This is a genomic window from Falsihalocynthiibacter sp. CO-5D18, assembly GCF_041205445.1.
Classification (GTDB): Bacteria; Pseudomonadota; Alphaproteobacteria; order Rhodobacterales; family Rhodobacteraceae; genus Falsihalocynthiibacter; species Falsihalocynthiibacter arcticus.
The window spans coordinates 1-23,017 of the sequence record NZ_JBGFCF010000023.1 but is presented as its reverse complement, the minus strand read 5'-3'; the positions used below and the strand labels follow the sequence as shown (position 1 = coordinate 23,017).

Sequence of the window (23,017 nt, the reverse complement as noted above, 5' to 3'; positions counted from 1 at the left end):
AGCTTCCTCCGCATGCGACAGTCTGCCGCAACAATAATTGATACACTATTGATCTATATCAAAGACAGTGCTATGCAAGCAAAAAATGAAGCGAACTTCGGGAGATTTGATATGAGTGTTGTTCCAATAACATCGCCCAGCTTGGAAGCAGCAGAAGTGTCTTGGTTTTCCGCACTTTGCTCGGATGACTACCAGTTTTTAGGGGTTCCGGACGGCGATTTGCGCTCTAGCTGGGCCCATTGCAGCAACATCGTCAAAACCGCCGAAAAGCAAGGTTTTCGCAATATTCTGTGTCCGTCATCCTATCAGGTTGGCCAAGACACGCTCTCGTTTGTCGCGGGCTGTGCGCCCATCACAACAGACATCAATCTCCTCGCGGCCGTGCGCTGCGGCGAAGTGCAGCCGATCATGTTGGCGCGCACGATCGCAACGCTCGACCACATGCTTGAGGGTCGCTTGACCGTTAATATCATCAGCTCCGATTTTCCCGGCGAAAAGGCCGAAAGTGGCTTTCGCTATCAACGCTCCCGCGAAGTCGTAGAGATTCTGAAGCAAGCGTGGACACAGGACGAAATCAACTACGAAGGCGAGGTTTATAACTTCAAAGGCCTTACAACGGACCCTGTCAAACCCTACCAAACCGGCGGCCCTCTTCTGTATTTTGGCGGCTATTCCCCTGCGGCGCTTGAACTTTGCGGACAGCATTGCGACGTTTACCTAATGTGGCCCGAAAAGCAGGAAGAGCTGGCGGGCCGGATGCGCGCCGTGAACGCCGTTGCCGAAAAGTATAACCGCACATTGGATTACGGCCTGCGCGTTCATATGATCGTGCGCGACACCGAAAAAGAAGCACAGGAATACGCGGAATATATAACGTCAAAACTCGACGATGACTATGGTCGCATGATCCGTGAACGCGCGTTGGATTCAACCTCCCTCGGCGTTTCACATCAGGCCAAAAACCGCGAACTTGCGGATGAATTTGGCTATATCGAACCCAATCTTTGGACAGGCGTGGGCCGTGCGCGCTCAGGCTGTGGCGCGGCGCTTGTTGGCTCTGCGGATCAGGTTCTTAGCAAGATCGAAGACTATCAAAAAATGGGCATTCGCGCGTTTATTTTCTCGGGATATCCGCACATTGAAGAGGCCGAGTATTTTGGCAAACTTGTGATGCCCCACCTCAAAACTTGCTCGTTGCCACAGGCCTATGGCCGTGTCCCGAGCCAAGCCCCCAACACCCCTCTCGCAGCAGGAGTTCGCCGTTAATGGAACGCGTCGCTTTATCAGATACCTTAAATTTAAGCCGCATTGTCTATGGCATGTGGCGGATTGCGGACGACAAAGACACCTCGGCCAAACACGTCGAAGCCAAGATCAACGCTTGCCTTGAACAGGGCATCACCACTTTTGATCAGGCCGATATTTATGGCGGCTATACAGCGGAAGCGGTTCTGGGAAATGCCCTGCGTGCAGCGCCCTCTCTCCGGTCCCAAATGCAAATCGTCACCAAATGCGATATCGTCGCGCCGATGGGCCGATACGCGGATGCGACGGTCAAACATTACGACACTTCGGCGGCGCATATTAATGCCTCGGTCGAAAATTCATTGCGCGACATGGCGACCGATCACATCGATCTTTTGCTCATCCACCGCCCCGACGCTTTCATGGACCACTTTGAGACAGGCAATGCGCTCGACGCATTGGTGCGCTCAGGTAAGGTTGGCGACGTCGGCGTGTCAAATTTCAAGCCATGGGACTGGGAATTATTGCAATCCGGTATGGACACAAAACTGGTCACCAACCAGATTGAAGTCTCCTTGGCGGCGACAGAGTCCCTTACGAACGGCGACATGGCCTTTCATCAGAAAAACAATCAGCGCATCATGGCATGGTCGCCCTTAGGTGGCGGCGACTTGATGGTTTCCGAAACGGAAGTCGGAGCACACCTAGTTGAAATCGCAGAAGAAAATAATGTCGACACCGCCGCGGTTGCCGTGGCATGGCTTCTGGCGCATCCGGCAAAAATCTTGCCTGTCATGGGCACAAATAACCTCAAACGGATCGCAGCGTTGTCGAATGCCCTCAAAGTCAAGATGGATAGGCAAACGTGGTTCCGTCTGTATTCTGCAGCTATCGGCGGTGAGGTCGCGTAATGGCGTTTGCGTCTCGCCAATTCACACCGGACTCTGACAACGCCCGTCAATTGCGCGATGCGTTTGGACGTTTTTCGACGGGGGTTACGGTTGTTACCGTTGCCTCAGAAGACGGCCCTATCGGGATGACAGCGAACAGTTTTTCGTCGCTGTCGTTGGACCCAGCATTGGTTCTGTGGTCCCCTGCTATTGGATCGCGTCGTTATAAATACTTCGCAAATGCCGAGTACTTTGCAATTCATATACTGAGCGACGAAGACAAACACATTTGCGAAGGGTTCGCCAAAAATGGTCACGCATTTGAGGCACTAGAGCATCGGACAAACAGCCACGGCGTGCCGTTAATTGAAAATTGCCTCGCGCGCTTTGAATGCCGTCATGTTGCCACGCATCCTGGAGGGGATCATGTCATCGTTGTCGGCCAAGTTGAAAATGTTGAACTTCGAGACGGCAATCCGTTGACGTTTTATGGTGGAAAATATGGGAAGATTCAGGCCGCATAGGGTTTGAAAAGTTTCCTCATTCCGAGGGAACGACAGGGGGGAGCCTGATGAATATATTACTGACGCTCGTGTCACCATTAAGCCTCGTGAACGAGACGCTCCTGCGATTCGGGCGCGCCATTGGTGCAGTCGCGATTGCCCTCATGGTCCTCGCCATTCTGGTGCAGGTTTTTTTCCGGTATATTTTGAACAACGCCCTGCCGTGGCCCGATGAGGCCGCACGGTTTTGCATGATGTGGATGACTGGCCTGATGGCTCCGACGGCGTTTCGCCGTGGCGGTTTTGTGGCCATCGACATGTTGCTGTACTCCTTGCCCCGTACGATCGCGGGCGTGATAAATCTTATCCTGCTTTCGCTGTCATTTATCGTTCTTGTGGTTGCGGTACAAATCGGCTGGGGCGAAGTCACAGGATTTGGCGGACGGTTCACAACGGCCTCGCTTTATGTGCCAATGTCGTTGGATTTCACCTTATGGCTGCGCGTGCCACGCTCTTGGATGATGGCCTCCCTCTTGGTTGGAGTGATCCTTCTGCTGAGCGTCAATATCGAGTTGATTTTGCGTACACTCGTTAAACTCTTTGGGGGCGAGGATCGCCTTCCCATCATCGAAGCCGCATCCATCGGAGGGTCCGAATAATGCTTATATGGTTCCTTCCCCTTTTCCTCATTTTCCTTCTGGTTGGCTTACCCGTGTTTTTCGGCCTTTTGGCAGCCCCCGGAATCCTTCTATTCCTGAACGGTCAAGAAAAAGACATCACACTCCTTTATCGCAACGTTTACAATGGGATGGACAGCTTCCCTCTCATGGCGATCCCCTTCTTTATGTTGGCGGGCGAATTGATGAACAAGGGTGGCATCACCATGCGCCTTGTGGAATTCGCACAGGCCCTCATGGGGCACCTACGGGGCGGCTTGGCGCATGTGAACGTCCTGTCGTCGATGCTTTTTGCAGGCCTCTCTGGCTCGGCGGTTGCGGACACCTCGGCCCTTGGGTCCATGCTGATTCCTGCGATGGAGAAACAAGGCTACTCCCGTAAATTCGCCGCCGCCATCACCGCCGCGTCGTCGGTGATTGGCCCGATTATTCCCCCGTCTGGCATCATGATTATCTATGCCTATGTGATGGGCGAAAGCGTCGCGGCGCTGTTCCTTGCAGGGATTGTCCCCGGTATTATGGTGGGACTTGGCCTGATGCTTATGGTCAAGTTCATGGCCAACAAATACGATTTCCCCGTTGCAAGCCGCAAATACACATGGCCCGAACGCGGCCAAGCTTCCATCAAGGCGTTCTTTCCGTTGATGACACCCGTCATCATTCTGGGCGGGATTCTGGTTGGGGTTTTCACGCCGACAGAGGCGGCAGCCGTCGCCGTGGCTTACGCGTTGATCATCGGCTTTTTCGTTCTGCGCACCCTTACCCTCAAAGACATTCCCGACATCCTAACACGTGCTGGCCTCACGTCTTCGGTTGTAATGCTGCTGGTAGGGGCTGCGATGGCGTTTAAAACCGTTGTCAGCTTGAGCCACGCCCCCGAGCAACTCGCCCAGTTCATCCTTTCGCTTTCGGAAAACCCGCTCATCCTGTTGTTTTTAATCAACATTCTGCTTTTTGTCGTAGGCATGTTCTTGGATGCGGGGCCCGCCATCATTATCCTTGGGCCGATTTTGGGGCCGATTTTCATAAGTCTAGGCGTTGATCCGATTCACTTTGCAATCATCATGTCCGTCAACCTCACCGTTGGCCTTGCGACCCCGCCGATGGGCTTGGTCCTATTCGTGGCGTCCGCCGTTTCTGGCGAGCGTGTCGAAGCCATTGCCCGCGCCATTCTGCCATTTTTGGCGGTCGAAGTTGTTGTGATTTTCCTAATCACCTACATCCCCGCCATTTCCATGACAATTCCACGACTAACCGGATTTGCTAATTAACCACGAGTATTCAGGGAGGAAACACGATGCTCACTAAGACCATAACAACCCTCGCGCTTTCGGCGCTTCTAGCAGGGACCGCACTCACTGCGACGGCCGCTGACTATAAGCTCCGTGCAACAGCGAATTCCAATGAAAACGACGAAGACTATGATGGTCTGGTTGTCTTCAAAAACTACGTCGAAGCGGCCTCCAATGGCGCGATCGAGGTGGAACTCTTTATTGGTACACAGCTCTGCTCCAACGGTGCGGAATGTTTGCAAGGCGTGGCCGACGGCACCGTCGACATCTATATTTCCACTTCGGGCGGCGCATCGGGCATCTTCCCTTATGTGCAAGTTTTGGACCTGCCCTACCTGATGGCGGACGACCGTATCGCCGAGCAAGTTTTGTCGGGCGATTTCACCCGCACAATGCGCGACATGGCGCTTGAGGATTCCGGAGATGCAATCCGCTTGATGACCATCGGCAACACCGGCGGCTGGCGCAACTTTGCCAACACGAAACGCCGTGTGGCAGAACCCGCCGATATGGAAGGCTTGAAAATCCGGACCGTTGTTGCGGATCTTCCGCAGGAACTCGTGAAAGCAATGGGCGCGTCTCCGACTCCGATCCCATGGCCAGAACTGTTTACCTCGTTCCAAACTGGCGTCGTTGAAGGCTCCAAAAACGGCATCACAGACATCATGGGCATGAAATTCCCAGACGCCGGCCTGCAATACCTCACACTTGACGGCCACGCTTACATGGGTGCCCTCTGGTGGATGTCCAACGAAACCTTCATGGAAATGCCCGAAGATATGCGCCGCGTTGTGGTAGACGGTTTCTATGCCTTGCAACAGGCAACTTTCGCGTCACCAAAGCGTAAATCCATCCAAGCCTATGAGGATTTCGTAGCGGGTGGTGGCGATCTTTATGTGCCAACGCCTGAGCAAAAAGAGGCCTTCAAAGTGTCTGCAGCTCCTGTTTACGACTGGTTCAAAGCCAACGTCACACGCGGCGACGTCATCTTTGAAGCTCTGACCACAGCTGTTGCCGAAGCAGAAGTCGAAGTTAATGCCGCACGCGCGGCCGACCTAAACTAAAGCTCAGAGGGCGCGGTTCAAGCCGCGCCCTTTTTCCGTTTTAAGACCTCCACCTAACGAAACGGGTACATCCAGCCCTTGTAATCATTGACCAAAACATGCGCCTTCTCAATTTCCGCCTGCGTCATCTTTTTGACGATCTCTTCCAGAGAAATTGCCGCGTCGGGGTCTCCCCCGATGGCCGAAAGCGTGTACCACATATAGCCTCGAACCAAGTCAGGTGCCGCCACACCACGGCCCACCTCGTAATACCAACCGATCCCCGATTGCGCCCCGGGATGCCCCTTGAGGGACGCGCGCAAATACCATTCAAACGCCCGCACATCGTCTTGCTCAACCCCAAGTCCAAGCGCGTACATCACGCCGATCAACTCTTCGGCGTCGGCATTGCCACTGCGCGCGGCGGGCAAAAACTCCTCCATCGCGGCGGAATAGTTATCGGCCTCCATAAAGTCGCGACCCTCTTCCACCCCTCCAAAGGCGGGGCTAGCCGCAATCAAACTCGCAAAAACAAACTGGCGCATGTCGCTCTCCTTTTGTGCGTTTCACAGCCGGTATTGGCCGAACTTCCTGCGCCCCTTACGCCAGACGACTTTATCGTCTTTGACGCGAAACAGGCGGCGATTGGTCAACTTTTATTTTACGATAAAATACTGTCAGGGAACAGAAATATCGCCTGTTCCACCTGTCATCATCCCAAGTTTGGCACGTCCGACGGCCTGTCGCTTGGAATTGGTGAGGGTGGCGTTGGGCTTGGCATTGACCGCACCGCAGGCAGCGGGGACAGCGCGATCAAAAAACGCATTCCACGCAACGCCCCTGCCCTCTGGAACCTCGGCGCAAAATCCCTGCACACGATGTTTCACGATGGCCGCCTCTCCATCAACGACAAATACGCAAACGGCTTTGACAGCCCCGCCGAAGAATGGCTGCCACAGGGCCTCGAAACGCTCCTCGCAGCCCAAGCGGTTTTCCCCCTGACCGCGCAGTTTGAAATGGCCGGAAATCCAAGCGAAAACGAAGTCACAGGTGCCGTTCATGACCGCATTGATGCAGGTTGGCCGATCCTCGCGAAGCGCGTGCGCATCATACCCGCCTATGGTTCCGCATTCGTTGACGCCTTTGAGTACATTGAACGCCCCGAGCAAGTTACCATCGTCGAAATAGCCAACGCTTTGGCGGCATTTATGGGGCTAGAATGGCAGAGTTACGACAGCCCGTTTGATCAGTACATTCAAGGCGACACGACCGCGTTAAACACACTTGAACTTGCGGGAATGAACCTCTTCTTTGGCAAAGCGCAGTGCTCTAGTTGCCACGCAGGGTCCCTCCTCACGGATCAAAAATTCCACGCGCTTGCCCTGCCTGCGTTCGGACCTGGGCGCACACGTCGCTTTGATCCCATGCCACGCGATGTGGGCCGTATGGGAAAATCAGACCGCCAAGAAGATGCCTATAGGTTCCGCACTCCCATGCTTAGAAATGTTGAAAAAACAGCGCCTTACGGGCACAATGGCGCATACCCAACGCTTGATGGCATTGTCCGACATCACATTGAAGCCGAGCCTAATTGGGCCCGCGATTTACTGGTCCTGCCTGATGCCGCATGGATTTCACAGGTCGATTTTGCCATTCAAAGCGACACACGCGAAATGGACCGCCAACGACGCGTGCGCGACACCGTGCCCCTTGCCCTCAGCGATAGCGAAATTATCGAAATAGTCGCTTTTTTGAAAGCCCTCACGGGAACAACATTGAACGATCCCCGTTTTGGAATACCGAATTCCGTCCCTAGTGGATTGCCGCTTGATTAGGGTAGCTCCCTGCAGATTAACGACGTCTTTGTAGGCGACGGAAATCTCAGCAAGAGGCTTAGGTTGGAATGATGTGAAACCGTGCGTTCCAAAGGTTTTTATCTTAGCGAGAAAGCTGCGACTTATTTCCCGCTGACATATGGCCGTTACAAAACTACCCTATCAGCTAGCAAGTGCGCTTCGCATGCATCGCAGGGATCACCCTGTTTTCTAAATCTAAATTCGTCGGGCCGATCCATGGCCCGCTTACCGCAGGCGTGCGTCCTAATCGGCTGCGCCATCAAAACACATATGCCCAATTGGGCATTTACTCGACTGGAGTATACTTAATGACCCGCGTTTCAATTCTTTCTGCTGCCGCTCTGTCCATGATGGCTAGCAGCGTCGCTGCTCAAACTGAAATCACTTGGTGGCACGCAATGGGCGGCGCCCTTGGTGATACAGTGAACCAAATCGCGACTGACTTTAACGCCAGCCAGTCTGACTATCAGATCACACCAGCCTTTAAGGGCACTTACGAAGAAGCGCTGACTGCGGGCATCGCGGCCTTCCGCGCAGGCGAACAGCCAAACATTTTGCAAGTGTTCGATGCGGGCGCGGCAACGGTGATCGGCGCAAAGGGTGCCACGATCCCTGTGCAAGATTTGCTGACGGAGAATGGCGTAGATTTCGATATTAACGACTACATTTCCGGTGTGCGCTACTTCTATGCGGATAGCGATGGCAAGATGATCGGCATGCCGTTCAACTCTTCCTCCCCGATCATGTATTACAATCTGCAAGCCATGGAAGCCGCTGGTGTTGAAGCACCAAAAACATGGGAAGAATTCGAAACCGTGACCGCTCCGGCCTTGGTTGATGCAGGGTATATTCCGCTGGCGCAATCGCATTCGCCTTGGATTTTTGCGGAAAACTTCATGTCCCGCCATGACCTGCCGTTCGCCACGAATGACAATGGCTATACTGGTACAGACACAGAAATTTTGATCAACTCACCCGAGATCAAAATGCATTGGTCACATGTGAAAGATTGGCTGGATTCAGGCTATTACGCTTGGTATGGCGCGGGTTGGGGTGATAACCAAACACCGTTCGAAGAAGGCAAAGTTGCGATTTGGTTGGGGTCTTCAGGCTCCTTTGGTGGATTGTCCAAATTAGACCTACCGTTTGAATTCTCAGCAACATATCTCCCCTATTGGGAATCTGTCACAACAGAGCCGACGCAAACATTCATTGGTGGCGCTTCGTTGTTTGCGATGTCTGGTAAATCTGACGAAGAGAACCAAGCAACGGCCGCGTTCTTTGACTTCCTGACATCCCCAGAAGTTCAATACATGTGGCACCAAGAGACCGGTTATGTGCCGATCACAATCGCAGCCTATGAAATGGCACAAGCGGATGGGTATTATGATCGCGCACCGGCTGCAGAAATCGGCATCAAGCAATTGTCTTTGCCTGCTGGTGAGAACACAAAAGGGTATCGCATGGGGTTCTATGTGCAAATCCGTGACGTGATGAACCGTGAATTCGGCCGCATCCTTGGTGGCGAGACATCGGTTGATGATGCCTTTGCGACAATGGAACTTGAGGGCAATGAGTTGCTTGCCAAGTTTGCCCAGACTCAAGCGCAATAATCACTTTTCATACCAAGACCTGATGGCCGCTCTGCGGCCATCAGCGTATTCACAAGGACCCGCTATGAAACGCGCTGCTTTCACCAACCGTTGGTTACCGATCCTGTTGCTCGTGCCACAGATCTCAATCATCGGCATTTTCTTCTACTGGCCTGCCATCCATGCGCTGCGCTCGTCATTCTATCTGCAAGACCCCTTTGGATTTAGCGAAACATTTGTTGGGTTTGCCAACTACGCATCGCTATTCAATTCCGCGTCCTATGGGCGCGCTGCGATATTCACAGTTTCTTTCACGCTACTTGTCACCATCCTGTCGCTTGGCATTGCTTTGTTGCTTGCCGTAAAGGCCGACAAGGTTGTGCGCGGGGCCAAGACATACCGCACACTTTTGATGTGGGTTTACGCCGTTGCGCCTCCTGTTGCGGGTGTGATGGGGCTGATCCTTTTCAACCAAAGCTGGGGGCCGATCTCCGATCTCTTCAAAAGCCTTGGTTGGGATTTTGCCCTTGGCGTAAATTATTACGACACGGCCTTCGCGATGGTTTTGATTTCCGTCTGGAAGCAGATCCCCGTCAACTTTATTTTCTTCCTGTCAGGGCTACAATCCATCCCCAAATCTGTGCGCGAGGCCGCGATGATCGACAATCGATCCGCCGCTGGACGCTTTTGGGATGTGACCTTTCCCTTGCTGGCCCCAACAGGGTTTTTCCTGTTGATCACCAATATCACCTATTCGCTTTTTGACACGTTCGGCATCATCGACACGGTGGTGAAGGGCGAGCCAGGAAACAACCCGATGACCCTTGTGTACAAGGTTTATGTGGATGGGTTCCGAGGCAACGACCTTGGAGGATCATCGGCGCAATCTGTTGTCTTGATGGTGCTTGTTTTGGCGATGACTGTTTTTCAATTCCGGCTCGTTGAGCGCCGCATTCACTATACATGAGGCCCGATATGAACACCGAAATAGTGACCCAATCCGCCCCCCGCGCGCGGATCAAACTGTCGCTGGTCTTTGACCATGGCATCCTCATCCTTGGCGCGGCCTTTTTAATCCTGCCAGTCCTGATGCTTTTGCAAATGAGCACCATGCCGGACCTCTTCAACATGAAAAACGGGCCGAGCTTCGCCATTGGCGATCAACTTGATGAAAACTTTCGCAAAGCAATGTTTGAGGCCGACGGGTTTTCAGGCGCGAACACCGGCGTGCGGATGCTTTGGAACTCGCTGATCCTTGGGCTTGGCTTCGCAGTTGGCAAGATTGTGCTGGGCATGATGGCCGCCTATGCAATTGTCTATTTCCGTATGCGGTTTGCGACATTCGCGTTCTGGATCATCTTCACGACGCTGCTCTTGCCGCTTGAGGTGCGTATTTTGCCGTCCTATGAGATTGTGCAACAGCTTGGCATGGTCAATACGTATCAAGGGCTTATCATCCCGCTGATTGCATCCGCCACGGCGACCTTCTTTTTCCGCCAGTACTTTCGATCCATCCCCGAAGAACTGGTGGAAGCCGCCCGCATTGATGGCGCCGGACCGTTCAAATTCTTCGTCGATATTTTGGTGCCGCTTTCCCGAACGATGATTGCCGCGATGTTCATCATCATGTTCGTCTATGGATGGAACCAATATTTATGGCCCACGATGATCACCACTGATGAGGATATGTTCACCCTCGTGCGTGGCATCAAGCAGATCAGGCAATCTCTCGAGGGCACCAGCCTGCCCGAATACGGACGCGCAAATATGCTGGCCCTTGTCGCCATTCTGCCCCCCGTTTTAATCGTCATCTTCTTCCAAAGCTGGTTCGTCAAAGGTTTGACGGAATCGGATAAATAAGGAAAATCTCATGGCTCAGGTCACTCTGTCCCAGATCTCTAAGGTCTACTCCAACGGCTTTACCGCCGTACACCCCGCAAGTTTCGATATTCCGGATGGCGAATTTGTTGTTCTTGTTGGCCCGTCTGGATGCGGAAAATCAACAATGCTGCGCATGATTGCGGGTCTGGAAGATATCTCGAGTGGGGGTTTAAACATCGGCACACGGCAGGTGAATGACCTCGACCCAGCCGACCGCGATATTGCGATGGTTTTCCAAAACTACGCGCTGTATCCGCATATGAGCGTGCGCAATAACATCGGTTACGGATTGAAAAATCGCAAGATTGCCAAGGCGGAGATTGACCGCAAAGTACGCGAGGCCTCAGCGATGCTGAACCTTGATGATTACCTTGATCGCAAACCAAGCCAGCTTTCTGGCGGTCAACGTCAACGTGTTGCCATGGGCCGTGCTATTGTACGTGATCCCGCCCTGTTTTTATTCGACGAACCCCTCTCAAATCTCGATGCCAAGTTGCGCACACAAATGCGGATCGAGATCAAAGCCCTCCAACGCCGCCTTGGTGTGACGGCTGTTTATGTGACCCATGATCAGGTAGAAGCCATGACAATGGCGGACCGCATTATTGTGATGAACGAAGGGCGGATTGAGCAAATCGGCACGCCAACCGAGGTTTACAACAGGCCTGAAACCACGTTCGTGGCGTCGTTCATGGGCGCTCCACCGATGAATTTGATGGCAGGCGTTGCGAGGGACGGGCAATTGCGTATCGGGGTTCAACCGATCCCAGCGCATGACCGCTCCACTTCAGGGGAGGTGACGATTGGTATTCGTCCAGAAGATATCGTTCTCGATGTAAATGGAGATATTACAATCGACATTACCCTTGTCGAAGAGCTTGGTGCGCATCGCCTTTTGCACGGCACTCTTGCGGGCCAAGACATCAGCATTCACGTCGATAAAGATAACATCATAAACGTAGGTTCGCTGCGGGTATCCCTAAAACCAAACGCCGTGTCCCTGTTTGATGCCATAACGGGGGGACGCCTAACATGACTTATGTCGCAGAGCTTCCCCTTGTCACAGCAGACCAAAAATCCAGCATCATGACTGCGCCACGCACCGCAGAATCTCACCGCGCATTATTGCGATCTCTGCCCAGCATGAATGCCGTTCAAGTGGGGGGCGACGCCTGCGAAACGGCCTTGCCAAAGCAGATTTCAGCCGTGGCATGGAACGTCGAACGTGGTTTGTTTCCACTCGAAAATGCGGAGCTACTGGCGGATTTAAAACCCGATATCGTGCTGCTTTCTGAGGTCGATCACGGCATGGCGCGGACTGGGCAACAACATACAACTGAGGTCATGGCGAACGCGCTGAATATGCAATATGCATTTGGCGTTGAATTCCAAGAGCTTGATTTGGGCGGACCAACAGAACGGGCTTATTGCAGCGATAATTTCAACGCGTGCGGCTGGCACGGCAATGCGATCTTAAGCTCTGTGCCCTTCATCGCAGTAAAACTTATCCGTCTTGATGATCATGGCCATTGGTTTTCCTCCGATGAATTGAACGCCGATCCAGAACAGTCTCGCGTTGGGGGACGCATGGCAATCGCTGCGATTTTGCCTAGGGATGGCGGAACGATCTGCGTCGTCTCGACACATTTGGAAAGCAACGCGGACGCGAGGTATCGTACCGTGCAATTTGAGCGCTTGATTGATGCCATTGATGATTTTGCACCTGATATGCCTGTGCTTATCGGCGGGGACCTCAATACTGGCAATCACCAGCCACCCGATTTTGACTGGAAAGACGAAACCCTATTCGCAAGGGCAAAGGCGCGTGACTATACTTGGGACGCAACGCCAACAGGAATGACGACCAGATCAAGCCTGATCACACCACATCCAAACCGGAAAATGAAACTGGATTGGTTTTGCACGCGCGGATTGTCTTGCACCGGGACAGCACTTGTCCCCGCGCTATCGAAAACAGGAAAACCGCTCTCAGATCACGAAGCGATATGGTGCTCTGTTTCATAAAACCCGCACTAAACCGGACCTCCTGAAGACAATAACACTCCTTGGACTTGCGTGAAGCACAACTTGATAGGTGAACTGGGTCCGACAGAAGCCTTTATAAGTGCTCGGACAAAAGCACCAAATGCGAACAAGGTTATGTTCGCACAGTATGGCAATGGGCTGTCGCCCCAAGCGTTTGAAATTATAGAGCAGTCCCGCACGGGCGCCATCGGCTTTCCCTACGGTTGTTTGCAGCTTTGGAAATAGGCCATCCTTAACGCGCTGTCCCCATGTCGGTTCGTTTAGCCGAGTTTTCATGACTTTGTCCTGTATTGCATGACCGGCAGCCCGCCGATCCCCCAATCTTCAAGCGCAACCTCGTCAATCACGACAAAAGTCGTCTTTGGGTCTTTGTTCAGCACGTCTTGTAGCAAGCTGCTTACACCTGCAATCAGCTGTGCTTTCTCTTCGTTGGTCGGACCGGTGCCATCCGGACCACCTTCGCTGGTAATTTTGATGTTTACATAGGGCATGGATTACGTCCTTCGCGGAATATAGGTAAAAGCCTTGGTGACAATCCGCCATTCCCCACCGTGACGGACCAACGTCAGGTAATCGAGATAATCGCGCCCCAACATGCTCATCCGAGCCGTGACCTTAGCGAGACTCTGGCTACCAAAAGCAATTTCAAGGATGGCCTCATCACGCGGATCTCCGCGTTTGGCAGGCGGCACACGACCGTCGACCCGCGACATATAAGTATCGAGATCAAGATAGAGTTTATCTCCCTCTGTCGCACATACATAGGCGAGGTTTGGATGAAAAACTTGACGGAGCACGGAACTGTCCGCGTGATAGAGACCCTCAAAATATCTTTCTATAAGCGCGACTACCTGTGCGTGATCTGCCGAATTCATTGAACCAACCCTTCGGATTTCATGGCTTTCAGGACAGAGGGGCGTACCGCGACCCGCGTGATATACTCAGCAAGAGATGGCCAGCCAGAAAGGTTAATACCAGTAAAATTGGCCCAATTTGCCACAGTAAAAAGATACGCATCAGCAACGGAGAACCGGCTGCCTACAATCCATTCGCGTCCATCGGAAAGTTGCGTCTCTAGCCGGTCAAATTTAGCGGCTACTGCAACGCGCGCGGCTTCCTTGGCGGCATCCGACGATTGAGTATTAAAAAGCGGACTGAACGCTTTATGCAATTCGGCCGCGACCCAATTGAGTGTTTCTTGTAGGCGCGCGCGCTCCAGAGTGGTCGTCTGTGGCGCCAGTCCCGCTTCGGGGAAACAACTTGCGATGTACTGCAACACCGCCGCGCCTTCAGTCAGGACCTCGCCATCCTCCAATTGAAGGGCTGGCACATATCCGTTGGGGTTGATCGCGCCGTAGTCATTACCAGTCTCGGTACGCCCAAGATCAGTGTCGACTTTCTCGATTTCGAATGTCGCACCCGTCTCACAGAGCGCGATGTGGCTGGCAAGAGAGCAAGCTCCCAGTTTGTAATATAGTTTCATTTTTTCGACCCTCTATTGAAATGATGCTTTTCAATAGCAGCGGACTCGTTCTGCTGATAATATTAAGTTTAAATCAACATGATCTAATTTAGTGATCGATATGAAGCTTGAACAACTTGTAACTTTCGAAGCCATCGTGACGACCGGAACGTTCCGTAAGGCTGCAGAACGCTTGAACAAATCTCAAAGTGCGATAAGTAACGCGATCCGTCTCTTGGAGGACGAGCTTGAGCTGACCTTGTTATCCCGCGAAGCGTATCGCCCCAAGCTCACCGCAGAGGGTGAAATTTTCTTTCGGGAGTCGTCCCGCGTTCTCGCCCAGATGCGAGAACTGGGCGCAACGGCTGCGCGACTGCGCGCACGTGAAGAACCCGAACTGTGCATCGCTATCACCGCCACACTCTCGCTTCAGCACCTATTGCCGGTTCTGGAGGAAATTGATCGTCGCCACCCGGCAACCCATATTCGTCTCTTGACCGAAGTAATGGGCGGCCCGATCGAACGTCTCATGGAACAGCGCGCAGACATTGCAATCGCGACGCTTGAAAGTGTTCCCTTGGACGAAGTAGAAACGCAACGCTTTGCAGAGGTTACCATTCGGCCCGTGGCGTCGCGCCGTTTTGCCAAAAGGCTTGGTCCGGGAGCTAAGTCCATGACGGCCATGCAGACGTTTCCACAAATCGTTGTCTCCGGGACTGGAGGGCCAGAGAACAAGCAAAGCCGTGACCTGCTGCCAGGTGGCCGTAAGTGGACGGTCTCGGATTTCGCCGCAAAAAAGCAGGTCATCTTGTCCGGACAAGGCTGGGGGGGATTGCCTGATCACCTAATGCAGGATGAAATCGCAGCAGGCACGCTCGAACCCCTCGTTGTCGAAGGTTTTCCCCCGCGCCACTCCGAGATTTTTGTTTTGCGACGCCGAGATCAGGCACCAGGTCCTGTGGCGTCCGCGCTTTGGAGTTTGTTGGTCGCTAAAGGAACTGAGACGTTAGCATCCCGATAATGAAACATCAGGTTGGCAGCCATTGATCGAGGGCTCCTGTTCCGCTTACGATGCTCTTGCATGACGATAGCTTCCTTTCGGGCAAGGCGCAGCATTGTTCATTTTGGGCTCAAACCTGCCGTGCGCTACATTGAGTAACAAGGCCTAGTCTGGGCCGTTGGTGTCGGTGGCAGAATGGGTTGGAAGCAGTCGTTCGCGACACTATGCGGCAAGGTCTGCTGTGCTGAACAAAGCCGATATCATATTATGGCGGAGCAAGTATTTTATGTTTTAGGTTAGGCAACGAGCTTCTTCTGCTTTGCGAAAGGACTTAATCCCAACCAGATCTGCATGGTCTTTGCGACCGCGCGCTCGCCCAAAAACTCTATCTTGTCCCGCTCACTTTCTACTGTGCCCAGACCCATCCATATGGCTGTCATCGTTCGTAAATCGGTCGTGACAAAAAGATTGATCTCAAACCCCGGATCGGACCAGCAAAGATCGACGTCGCCACCGGGTTCGATGACGAGCCACCAGTGACTCTTTGTCGAAGGTAAATCTGAATACAGAAACTGAACCACGGTGCGCCCAGCGGGCAGCGGCGACGAATCGAGATTGCGGCGCATGTCCCACATCAACAGCGAAGGATCAAGATTCTTCAATGAAAGTGAAGATTCTATCCATTTTTGCCCCCATATCCCCATGGCTTCCACAACAGGACGAAGATCCTTTCCAGCTTCTGTAAGATGGTATTCGAATATCCCTTTCTCGGACTTTAGCAGTCGACGTTCGACGACACCCGCTGCCTCTAGTTCTTTCAAGCGTGTTGATAGAAGTGCGGGAGACATCTTTGGTACGCCGCGGCGCAAGTCATTGAATCTGGTGGTTCCAGCCACGAGTTCCCGCATCAGAACCATTGTCCAGCGCGTGCACAGCACTTCGGCGGCCATGGCAACGGGGCAAAATTGCTTGTATCCAGCTTGTGACATTTTGAGCCTCCTCTTTCGGGTTAGGCCAATAATACACCTTCGGGATCGTCACGCCTAGTTCAGAAACTGAATCTCGTAGTTCAGACACGTGACTAGTCTAGACGTTAGGTCTTTTGTTATCGTTTGGAAACAAGCCTCCGGTGCATCGCCAGCGGCGCAAAGTTCAAAATGGAGTGAGATAATGAGTGTTTATTTAATCGCAGACATTAAAATTACCGATGACAGTTGGGTGCCAGAATATGCCGCGAATGTTCATGACCTAGTCGAAAAGCACGGTGGGAAGTACCTGTCCCGCAGTGGCAATATCAAGACGTTGGAAGGGGTGGACAAAGATAGCACACTGATCGCAATCATTGAATTTCCCAGCCGAGACGCCTTGGACGGTTTTGCATCAGATCCAGCATACGCCCCCTACGGTCAGGCCCGCCGAGCAGGTAGCGTCAGCAACTTTCACGTAATCGACGATACAGATATCGCCGGTGCAATACCCTACTTGCAAGCCGGTTAACTGGGTGAAACTCGTTTCAGCGGAGAGCCGTTGGCACGATCCTCACCAATGTCAGTTTGGGTTCAAACCTGCCGTTAGCTGCAAAAGTTGCCGCGAAAGAAAGCTGGGATAGTGGCAAATCAGTTTAAGTCGTCACCTCTTGTTTTAGGGGGCATTCTAGGCACCATAGCGGAGCAGAACTTGCGCTTGCATAGATGACGTCGCTTGGCACGACCCCGGAGGCATAATCTAAAAACCTACCCGAACCGTATTCTCAGAGGGCCGCGAATTTGCAACTGTCGAATTACCAATTGCTGGGCTGATGTCTGATGTCTGATGTCTGATGTCTGATGAACGTTCAGAGGTCGTTGCGCAAAAGGCCGCCAAAATGATTACTGCGATGATCGAATGTGGCTGCAAACTCAACAACGTCTAAATGCAGCATTCGCTTTTGGCACTTGTCGTCATTCTGGAAATCCGCATTTCAGTCCATGGTATTATTGACGTTCCCAAATTCGAAAAAGTTAACTTGTTCGTATAAATCGTGGGGGGAAGAGAAAGGTTTCCTCTTCCAAAAACAATATTTTGTCAGGGAGATACGTTTAGTTATTTCAATAAAACGCGCCCAGGCTGTTGGATTAGATCGCTTGACTTCATGGTCACACCATAAATGGAACGTCGCCCTCAACAGTCAAAACAAACCGATGCAATAGCGTCTGTGTCTCGGCTTGCGCGGTGCAGGAATGCTGAACGTCCCGGGGTATGGCAGCTTCAACGGACCGCATCGCAATGAGTGGCTACTGCGATCAATGTCCGGTAACAGACATCCGACCGACTGTATTGCTGCGCGTTCGACGAAGGTCTGCGCAAGCTGCAACGCAGCGCCGTTCGTGTCGTCGGCAAAAGGGTAGGAACTAGGCCTGCGCTGCAATTGAGAAACTTGGCCTCGATTCTGGCTAAGCGGACATTCTCGGCCAGACGAAACACTCGTCGCCAAGTACCTCTTCTAGGATCTGAAAGGAAACGTTCGCGCTAAAATCTCTGACGTCAGCGTAAAACATCAGTCAGAAGGAAGCTATCATGTCCAGTTCTTATGATGACCCGTGCGCAAGATATCAGCGCACTTTTTGAATCTTCAGCTTGTCTTGCTTTGCTCTATTCTTGGTCGATTCCTCAGAGCGCATGAGAGCTTTGGCAATGGCCTTCAAACTCATCCCTTTTGTTGCCAGCAGATGCAGTTTTTGAATTTCTTCATGCGTCCAAGCTTGGCGGTGGCGTTCATAACGTTCTGCCATTGGTGTCGTCTACCTTATTATTGTGTCGGTTGTATTATAAAGCATGGCCGTGCAGATGGCGCCAGTACAATGGCAATAGCGGTTATGGAAGGACGTCGGTTGTTTAAAAGTGGTGTAAAAGTCGTCCGACATGCCCGCGCCATTAGGAAACTAGCTTTGATGGCACAGATACGAATGGGGGCAATCGCCGAGACCGTTGGCTTTGCTAGGCTTGAGCGGTTGCAAAGCGGGCATTGCCTGTCGCGCGGACGGGCCCATGCGCCGAGTATATGGTCATGGTTGTTCAACTAGGTGAGGTCGCGCGCGTCAATCGGCAATGGCGAATTGCGCTTATAAAACATAGGGTGAAGATTTGAAACAAGTCCGTTTTCGGGGTCATTGAGTGACTCAAAATGGAGAAACCATATGCAACTGAAACGCGGAATGGTACGCGGATATACGTCAGCAACCGTGAATCCTGTCCAGCGCAAACTAAGGCGTTGCCAAAAGGCGGGGTCCATAAATATCCACACAAGACGAGGCGGTCATCTAGTGTCTTTCCATTCTGCGAGTGTGTTCGCAACCATTGGCGCATCGGAACACTGCCTCGCCAGCATTGGTAAGATCAAGCCCCACTGAGTTTCCTTTGGTGGCCCAGACGGTTTGAAACCCAGCTTAGTATAGGCAGAAATCGCCCTCTTATTGTCAGGATGAGGATCGGTCGCGATGACGGGTGCACCCTCATCAAAGAGTGTCTGCATTCTTGCGCCAATAAACGCTGATCCATGTCCAACACCAATCATTTCTGGGTCACCGATGTATTGGTCAATTCCTCGCGCTCCCTTGGGAAGTTTGGCAAAATGATGATCTTCCCAGCCGTGCACCGTATAGTCCTGCATGAAGGCAAAGGGACGTTCATCCATAGAAACGATCCAACGAGATACACGAGGATCGCTTATTTCTTCTTGATCGTATGGCTCATCCGAGTCCCACCACTCGCGAACATGCGGACGCGCTAGCCACTCCTTTAGCAGGTCGAGATCATCTATCGTCACTTGGCGAAATTTATATTTTCTAGCTGTCCTCATTCCAACAGTGTAGCACATTGCCCGTTGGTCGGCATGGGCTCGTTGCTGCTCGCCATTGCTCGTCAATGCGAATGCCATGAAGGTCCGGTTTCAGGCTCGGCAATGAGGGGAGTATCCTCATCCGGACCAACTATCCTACCTCATAAGTTAAACAACTTGGCAGTATTTATTCGCCCCCCATTTATTCTCGCGCCTTTTTATCTGCTTTCACAAAGTCACCAGACGCATTAGGCATCCCTATCTTCGCTATCCAGGGAAAAATCATGGCGCAAAAAGCCACCATTTATAAAGTTGAACTTTCCGTTTCCGATATGGATCGTCACTATTATGAGACCCATAAACTGACCGTTGCCAAACATCCTTCAGAGACGGATGAACGTTTAATGGTGCGAATTCTCGCTTTTGCGCTGAATGCCCATGAGCAATTGGAACTGACTAAAGGCCTTTCAAGGGATGACGAGCCAGACATTTGGCAAAAAAGCTTGAGTGACGAATTGGAGTTATGGGTGGCCTTAGGCCTGCCGAGCGAAAAGGTTGTGCGTCAATCCTGTGGCAAAGCCAACGAGGTGATTGTCTATTGTTACGGCGGCCGCACGGCTGAGATGTGGTGGGAGAAGATCAAAAACAGCACCACGCGGTTTGAAAACCTTCAAGTCATCAATTTTTCAGAGAAGGACACCAGTGATCTGGAGAAACTGGCAAGCCGCTCAATGAAGCTGCAGGTTAATATTCAGGATGGCGAAGTGATGGTCAGTGTTGAAGATAGCATCGTTTATCTCACCCCGATCAAATGGAAAAATACTGATCATTGATCGTCGACCAACTCACAATGCGTAAAAGAGCTTGGCATCTAGAATGCTGCGTAGTTGACCGATGTCCGCTGTATTGACGGACTTCAGTTGCTCTGACGCCTAACTTAATCAGATGTGGCTTGCCAGCGACCGCTTCGCACAAGCCGCACCGCACCGCGGTTTACGATGACGAAACTCCATTTTGCGCCGTTCTTATCGCGGGTGAAATGGACCCAAACCGAACTTTTTCCACCAGTGAGAATTCTCATCAACAGAGCGCCAAAGCAGACTTTCGTTACCCGATTGCCCCATAGAAGGCCGACGTTGACATTTTGGGCGGACACCTAAAATTCGGTATGATGGCGAAACCTCGAGGCCTCCAAACCAGGTCGGTCAATGGTTTTGCTGAGACACAATGACGACTAGCTCAAATTAGTTTTAAAACAGTCTTTGAACAATTGGCGAGCATTTGACACGTGATGGCTATGTTTTCAGAAAAATTTTGAAAAAACCTATATTTACGGCAAATTGATTGTGACGCGTTGCTGCAATAATTCGACCGCTGCCAGAAGATGAGATTTGTTGGTTTCTTTGTCGCTGTCAAAAATCATTGCCGACAAATAGGGGATCGTGATCGCTGCTATTACATCGGCTCCTTCCCCGCCTGTGACGGGGGCGGATAGCTCCGTAATGCCCGGAAATTCTGGGTTTGGTGCCTCTGTCAATTTGGACGAAGACCGTGCCGCATCCGTGTTTTGGGATGCTGTCAAGGTACAGACTCGCACGGAACTATCGGCCACTTCGCTTCGGTGGTCCACTCGTACGGAAATGGATTAGCCTTTCGTCGCATCAGCCTGAGCAACAACAAAGAGCGCGTCACCGCCCAATACGGACAAATGACAGGAAAGACAGACTTGTTCGGACATTTCCGCCAACACCAGCATTGCAACTTCAGCGATCCGATTGTGCATGGAACGATCGGAACCAAGAACGGAAAGGTCATCCGTGAGGACATAGCGATCATCTGCGGCGCGGGAGATGAATTGCCGCTCTTCGAGGACGATCATCATGCGGAAGATTTCCTTTTTTAAGCAACCGACACCAGCTGCTATTTGCGAAAGCCACAGCTCCCTATTGGACAATGAGAGCAACTCAAGGATATCAAGCAATCTTGAGGCAAAGCGTCGAAGCAATCAGCTTTGGTGTCGTATTCTGGATATTGGCCATATTTTGAGCAATAGAAACAGCGGACCAGAAAATCGGTTCCCCATGGACAACACTGGCGTTCGTCAGACCTTCGATCCAGATAGGGCTAGGTTATCCGTTATCCTCGCCAATAAAGGCAGACAACTTTGCCACCTCCAAAAGGGTATTACCGATCGCGATTTTGCATGTGGAAGCCAGACTATTCCAAGTGGCACATCTGACGATATGCACCCCTAGGCTCCCGAGTATAAATTTGACTTGAAGTATGGACGATTACGTTCGTTTGCAAAGATACTTCCCAAATTGAATCTCTAGATACCTTGCTAGTGTCCGTCGTCATATAAAGTTAGACGTCAGAATGGTTTGAGCACAGGAGGCTCTGGTTCGTTTGTGTGATCAATTATGCCGCTTGTTTTTGATGTTGCAAGCGGCGTTGGCGGATAGTCTGCTTTTTGATCTTCTCCCGTTCTCTGAGAATGGCTTTGTCCCGGCCGAAGTAGACGTCGGCGGGCGTGACGTTGTTCAGGCTCTCGTGGTAGCGCTGGTTGTTGTAATAGTCGACGAACGTTCCGATCTGCGTTCGAGATCGCCGGGCAGGTAATAGTTTTCCAGCAGAACACGGTTCTTCACGGTCTGGTGCCATCGTTCGATTTTGCCTTGCGTTTGTGGGTGGTATGGCGCCCCACGGACATGCTTCATTTTCTGCCCTTCCAGCCATTCGGCCAGGTCACCAGAGATTTAGCAGGAGCCGTTATCCATTGCTCGGCAGTTGATACGCAGTATCAATGCGAGAGGCTGAGCAGGCGCGGCTTGTGGCGCACGGCGTGTAATCGGCGGAGCAATACTCGACCACAGTAGCGGCGGCATTGTGTTGTCGCGGGCGGCTTAAAAGTCGTCCACTTTAGCCCTTTCGTTTGATGGGAGGGCTTGGGGATTTTCACTGTGGAATTGTATTTGAAGGTACGGCGGGCCCACTTTCAGGATGGGTTGAGCGGACGGCAAATTGCTCGGGACTTTGGAATTAGCCGAGACAGCGTTTCGAAGATGCTAACGTATTCTGAGCCGCCTGGATATCGGCGGACGGCTGCAATCAAGCGCCCAAAGCTGGATGCGTTTACGGATCAGATTGAACATTGGCTGTCCGACGACCAAGGGCGGCCCCGTAAACAACGCCACACAGCCAAGCGCATTTTTGAACGGCTCCGCAATGAATGCGGGTTCGACGGTGGCTATACCATCGTCAAAGATTATGTGCGCAGCAAGAAGCGTGGATCACGTGAGATGTTTGTGCCTTTGAGCAATCCGCCGGGACACGCACAGGGGGATTTTGGTGAAGCTCTCGTCGTCATTGGTGGCGTGGAGCAAAAGGCCTATTTTTTGCTTTGGATCTGCCACATAGCGATGCATATTATGTCCGAGCGTATCCCGCTGCAAACACCGAGGCTTGGTTGGACGGTCACGTTCATGCATTCGCGTTCTTTGGCGCAGTGCCGCAGTCAGTTCTCTATGATAATGACAAATGTTTGGTTGCCAAGATCATGCCGAATGGCACACGCAACCGGACCCAGCGGTTCAGAGGTGGTCGCGGAATTTCGGACCAGTTGTTAAGGTGGATCGCACGATGAGAGAAGTGATCCAGAATGAAAAAACGAAAGAACCATTCGCCAGAGTTCAAAGCCAAGGTCGCGCTTGAAG

General features: G+C 52.1%; 25 protein-coding genes and 3 pseudogenes. 17 read left to right on the top strand and 11 right to left on the bottom strand.

Annotated features, from left to right (window positions below; genetic code table 11):
* Positions 1-111: 111 nt before the first annotated feature.
* From AB9F27_RS20435 to dctP, 6 genes are read left to right on the top strand one after another with little or no spacing between them, the layout of a single operon-like run.
* On the top strand, positions 112-1,266 hold the full coding sequence (locus tag AB9F27_RS20435; protein WP_335585931.1) for an LLM class flavin-dependent oxidoreductase: 1,155 nt from the start codon (positions 112-114) through the stop codon (positions 1,264-1,266).
* Positions 1,266-2,156 (top strand): aldo/keto reductase, encoded by an 891-nt coding sequence (locus AB9F27_RS20430; protein WP_335585930.1) that lies wholly within the window; start codon positions 1,266-1,268, stop codon positions 2,154-2,156. Before AB9F27_RS20435 ends, AB9F27_RS20430 begins: the two co-directional genes overlap by 1 nt.
* Entirely contained in the window at positions 2,156-2,659 is a 504-nt protein-coding gene (locus AB9F27_RS20425) for a flavin reductase family protein (RefSeq protein ID WP_335585929.1), read from the top strand. The genes AB9F27_RS20430 and AB9F27_RS20425 overlap by 1 nt, the downstream gene beginning before the upstream one ends.
* A gap of 47 nt (positions 2,660-2,706) precedes the next feature.
* On the top strand, positions 2,707-3,297 hold the full coding sequence (locus AB9F27_RS20420; RefSeq protein ID WP_335585928.1) for a TRAP transporter small permease subunit: 591 nt from the start codon (positions 2,707-2,709) through the stop codon (positions 3,295-3,297).
* Complete coding sequence (locus tag AB9F27_RS20415; protein ID WP_335585927.1) at positions 3,297-4,586, top strand: TRAP transporter large permease; 1,290 nt, start codon at positions 3,297-3,299, stop codon at positions 4,584-4,586. The genes AB9F27_RS20420 and AB9F27_RS20415 overlap by 1 nt, the downstream gene beginning before the upstream one ends.
* Before the next feature lie 26 nt (positions 4,587-4,612).
* Entirely contained in the window at positions 4,613-5,671 is a 1,059-nt protein-coding gene (dctP, locus tag AB9F27_RS20410) for a TRAP transporter substrate-binding protein DctP (protein WP_039003289.1), read from the top strand.
* Positions 5,672-5,724: 53 nt separating this feature from the next.
* Here the strand turns inward: dctP and AB9F27_RS20405 are convergent, their stop codons facing one another.
* A complete protein-coding gene (locus AB9F27_RS20405) occupies positions 5,725-6,195 on the bottom strand; it encodes a tetratricopeptide repeat protein (protein WP_335585926.1) in 471 nt (156 codons plus the stop codon).
* Between the two features lie 33 nt (positions 6,196-6,228).
* On the opposite strand from AB9F27_RS20405, the gene AB9F27_RS20400 reads away from it, so the two are divergent.
* From AB9F27_RS20400 to AB9F27_RS20375, 6 genes are all read left to right on the top strand, one after another.
* Positions 6,229-7,485 (top strand): cytochrome c peroxidase, encoded by a 1,257-nt coding sequence (locus tag AB9F27_RS20400; RefSeq protein ID WP_335585925.1) that lies wholly within the window; start codon positions 6,229-6,231, stop codon positions 7,483-7,485.
* Between the two features lie 329 nt (positions 7,486-7,814).
* Entirely contained in the window at positions 7,815-9,119 is a 1,305-nt protein-coding gene (locus AB9F27_RS20395) for an extracellular solute-binding protein (protein ID WP_335585924.1), read from the top strand.
* Between the two features lie 64 nt (positions 9,120-9,183).
* Positions 9,184-10,065: an ABC transporter permease subunit gene (locus tag AB9F27_RS20390; protein WP_039003293.1), complete on the top strand. Its 882-nt coding sequence runs from the start codon at positions 9,184-9,186 to the stop codon at positions 10,063-10,065.
* An 8-nt stretch (positions 10,066-10,073) separates the two neighbouring features.
* On the top strand, positions 10,074-10,958 hold the full coding sequence (locus AB9F27_RS20385) for an ABC transporter permease subunit (RefSeq protein ID WP_335585923.1): 885 nt from the start codon (positions 10,074-10,076) through the stop codon (positions 10,956-10,958).
* Between the two features lie 10 nt (positions 10,959-10,968).
* Positions 10,969-12,015: a sn-glycerol-3-phosphate ABC transporter ATP-binding protein UgpC gene (locus AB9F27_RS20380; RefSeq protein ID WP_335585922.1), complete on the top strand. Its 1,047-nt coding sequence runs from the start codon at positions 10,969-10,971 to the stop codon at positions 12,013-12,015.
* Positions 12,012-13,004 carry an endonuclease/exonuclease/phosphatase family protein gene (locus AB9F27_RS20375; protein WP_335585921.1) on the top strand — a complete coding sequence of 331 codons (993 nt, stop codon included), beginning with the start codon at positions 12,012-12,014 and terminating at the stop codon, positions 13,002-13,004. The genes AB9F27_RS20380 and AB9F27_RS20375 overlap by 4 nt, the downstream gene beginning before the upstream one ends.
* Before the next feature lie 293 nt (positions 13,005-13,297).
* Here AB9F27_RS20375 and AB9F27_RS20370 read toward each other — a convergent pair whose 3' ends face one another.
* Genes AB9F27_RS20370 through gstA form a run of 3 tightly spaced genes read right to left on the bottom strand, consistent with a single transcriptional unit; the run spans position 13,298 to position 14,508 of the window.
* Entirely contained in the window at positions 13,298-13,516 is a 219-nt protein-coding gene (locus tag AB9F27_RS20370) for a 4-oxalocrotonate tautomerase family protein (protein ID WP_335585920.1), read from the bottom strand.
* Between the two features lie 3 nt (positions 13,517-13,519).
* Entirely contained in the window at positions 13,520-13,900 is a 381-nt protein-coding gene (locus AB9F27_RS20365; protein WP_369758060.1) for a nuclear transport factor 2 family protein, read from the bottom strand.
* On the bottom strand, positions 13,897-14,508 hold the full coding sequence (gene gstA, locus AB9F27_RS20360; RefSeq protein ID WP_335585918.1) for a glutathione transferase GstA: 612 nt from the start codon (positions 14,506-14,508) through the stop codon (positions 13,897-13,899). The genes AB9F27_RS20365 and gstA overlap by 4 nt, the downstream gene beginning before the upstream one ends.
* Positions 14,509-14,608: 100 nt before the next feature.
* Between gstA and AB9F27_RS20355 the strand changes: the two genes are divergently transcribed.
* Complete coding sequence (locus AB9F27_RS20355) at positions 14,609-15,508, top strand: LysR family transcriptional regulator (protein WP_335585917.1); 900 nt, start codon at positions 14,609-14,611, stop codon at positions 15,506-15,508.
* A 275-nt stretch (positions 15,509-15,783) separates the two neighbouring features.
* Here AB9F27_RS20355 and AB9F27_RS20350 read toward each other — a convergent pair whose 3' ends face one another.
* Positions 15,784-16,476, bottom strand: a complete 693-nt coding sequence (locus AB9F27_RS20350; protein ID WP_335585916.1) for a helix-turn-helix domain-containing protein — start codon at positions 16,474-16,476, stop codon at positions 15,784-15,786.
* Between the two features lie 181 nt (positions 16,477-16,657).
* On the opposite strand from AB9F27_RS20350, the gene AB9F27_RS20345 reads away from it, so the two are divergent.
* Both AB9F27_RS20345 and AB9F27_RS20340 read left to right on the top strand, forming a co-directional pair.
* Complete coding sequence (locus AB9F27_RS20345) at positions 16,658-16,984, top strand: DUF1330 domain-containing protein (protein ID WP_335585915.1); 327 nt, start codon at positions 16,658-16,660, stop codon at positions 16,982-16,984.
* A 244-nt stretch (positions 16,985-17,228) separates the two neighbouring features.
* Positions 17,229-17,504: pseudogene (locus tag AB9F27_RS20340) on the top strand (adenine deaminase C-terminal domain-containing protein); the annotation flags it as partial.
* A 574-nt stretch (positions 17,505-18,078) separates the two neighbouring features.
* Here the strand turns inward: AB9F27_RS20340 and AB9F27_RS20335 are convergent.
* The gene (locus AB9F27_RS20335) at positions 18,079-18,258 is read right to left on the bottom strand and encodes a hypothetical protein (RefSeq protein WP_335585914.1); all 180 of its coding nucleotides are present in this window, start codon (positions 18,256-18,258) and stop codon (positions 18,079-18,081) included.
* A 524-nt stretch (positions 18,259-18,782) separates the two neighbouring features.
* Positions 18,783-19,403 (bottom strand): GNAT family N-acetyltransferase, encoded by a 621-nt coding sequence (locus tag AB9F27_RS20330; protein WP_335585913.1) that lies wholly within the window; start codon positions 19,401-19,403, stop codon positions 18,783-18,785.
* Between the two features lie 185 nt (positions 19,404-19,588).
* Between AB9F27_RS20330 and AB9F27_RS20325 the strand changes: the two genes are divergently transcribed.
* Positions 19,589-20,137, top strand: coding sequence for a YaeQ family protein (locus AB9F27_RS20325; RefSeq protein WP_335585912.1), 549 nt, complete (start codon positions 19,589-19,591; stop codon positions 20,135-20,137).
* A 497-nt stretch (positions 20,138-20,634) separates the two neighbouring features.
* On the opposite strand, the gene AB9F27_RS20320 is transcribed toward AB9F27_RS20325, so the two are convergent.
* The 4 genes and pseudogenes from AB9F27_RS20320 to AB9F27_RS20305 form a co-directional block, all read right to left on the bottom strand.
* Positions 20,635-20,886, bottom strand: coding sequence for a hypothetical protein (locus AB9F27_RS20320; protein ID WP_335585911.1), 252 nt, complete (start codon positions 20,884-20,886; stop codon positions 20,635-20,637).
* A gap of 63 nt (positions 20,887-20,949) precedes the next feature.
* On the bottom strand, positions 20,950-21,285 hold the full coding sequence (locus AB9F27_RS20315) for a hypothetical protein (protein ID WP_369758064.1): 336 nt from the start codon (positions 21,283-21,285) through the stop codon (positions 20,950-20,952).
* Positions 21,225-21,422 (bottom strand): DUF4910 domain-containing protein, encoded by a 198-nt coding sequence (locus AB9F27_RS20310; protein WP_369758063.1) that lies wholly within the window; start codon positions 21,420-21,422, stop codon positions 21,225-21,227. The genes AB9F27_RS20315 and AB9F27_RS20310 overlap by 61 nt, the downstream gene beginning before the upstream one ends.
* Positions 21,423-21,722: 300 nt before the next feature.
* Positions 21,723-22,060, bottom strand: a pseudogene (locus AB9F27_RS20305) (integrase core domain-containing protein); the annotation flags it as partial.
* Positions 22,061-22,309: 249 nt separating this feature from the next.
* Here AB9F27_RS20305 and istA point away from each other — a divergent pair.
* Positions 22,310-22,902, top strand: a pseudogene (gene istA / locus AB9F27_RS20300) (IS21 family transposase); the annotation flags it as partial.
* Positions 22,903-23,017 lie beyond the last annotated feature (115 nt).

Coding starts and splice junctions, on each gene's coding strand:
- AB9F27_RS20435 (WP_335585931.1), top strand. CDS start 112: ATGAGTGTTGTTCCAATAACATCGCCCAGCTTGGAAGCAGCAGAAGTG.
- AB9F27_RS20430 (WP_335585930.1), top strand. CDS start 1,266: ATGGAACGCGTCGCTTTATCAGATACCTTAAATTTAAGCCGCATTGTC.
- AB9F27_RS20425 (WP_335585929.1), top strand. CDS start 2,156: ATGGCGTTTGCGTCTCGCCAATTCACACCGGACTCTGACAACGCCCGT.
- AB9F27_RS20420 (WP_335585928.1), top strand. CDS start 2,707: ATGAATATATTACTGACGCTCGTGTCACCATTAAGCCTCGTGAACGAG.
- AB9F27_RS20415 (WP_335585927.1), top strand. CDS start 3,297: ATGCTTATATGGTTCCTTCCCCTTTTCCTCATTTTCCTTCTGGTTGGC.
- dctP (WP_039003289.1), top strand. CDS start 4,613: ATGCTCACTAAGACCATAACAACCCTCGCGCTTTCGGCGCTTCTAGCA.
- AB9F27_RS20405 (WP_335585926.1), bottom strand. CDS start 6,195: ATGCGCCAGTTTGTTTTTGCGAGTTTGATTGCGGCTAGCCCCGCCTTT.
- AB9F27_RS20395 (WP_335585924.1), top strand. CDS start 7,815: ATGACCCGCGTTTCAATTCTTTCTGCTGCCGCTCTGTCCATGATGGCT.
- AB9F27_RS20390 (WP_039003293.1), top strand. CDS start 9,184: ATGAAACGCGCTGCTTTCACCAACCGTTGGTTACCGATCCTGTTGCTC.
- AB9F27_RS20385 (WP_335585923.1), top strand. CDS start 10,074: ATGAACACCGAAATAGTGACCCAATCCGCCCCCCGCGCGCGGATCAAA.
- AB9F27_RS20380 (WP_335585922.1), top strand. CDS start 10,969: ATGGCTCAGGTCACTCTGTCCCAGATCTCTAAGGTCTACTCCAACGGC.
- AB9F27_RS20375 (WP_335585921.1), top strand. CDS start 12,012: ATGACTTATGTCGCAGAGCTTCCCCTTGTCACAGCAGACCAAAAATCC.
- AB9F27_RS20370 (WP_335585920.1), bottom strand. CDS start 13,516: ATGCCCTATGTAAACATCAAAATTACCAGCGAAGGTGGTCCGGATGGC.
- AB9F27_RS20365 (WP_369758060.1), bottom strand. CDS start 13,900: ATGAATTCGGCAGATCACGCACAGGTAGTCGCGCTTATAGAAAGATAT.
- gstA (WP_335585918.1), bottom strand. CDS start 14,508: ATGAAACTATATTACAAACTGGGAGCTTGCTCTCTTGCCAGCCACATC.
- AB9F27_RS20355 (WP_335585917.1), top strand. CDS start 14,609: ATGAAGCTTGAACAACTTGTAACTTTCGAAGCCATCGTGACGACCGGA.
- AB9F27_RS20350 (WP_335585916.1), bottom strand. CDS start 16,476: ATGTCACAAGCTGGATACAAGCAATTTTGCCCCGTTGCCATGGCCGCC.
- AB9F27_RS20345 (WP_335585915.1), top strand. CDS start 16,658: ATGAGTGTTTATTTAATCGCAGACATTAAAATTACCGATGACAGTTGG.
- AB9F27_RS20335 (WP_335585914.1), bottom strand. CDS start 18,258: ATGGCAGAACGTTATGAACGCCACCGCCAAGCTTGGACGCATGAAGAA.
- AB9F27_RS20330 (WP_335585913.1), bottom strand. CDS start 19,403: ATGGCATTCGCATTGACGAGCAATGGCGAGCAGCAACGAGCCCATGCC.
- AB9F27_RS20325 (WP_335585912.1), top strand. CDS start 19,589: ATGGCGCAAAAAGCCACCATTTATAAAGTTGAACTTTCCGTTTCCGAT.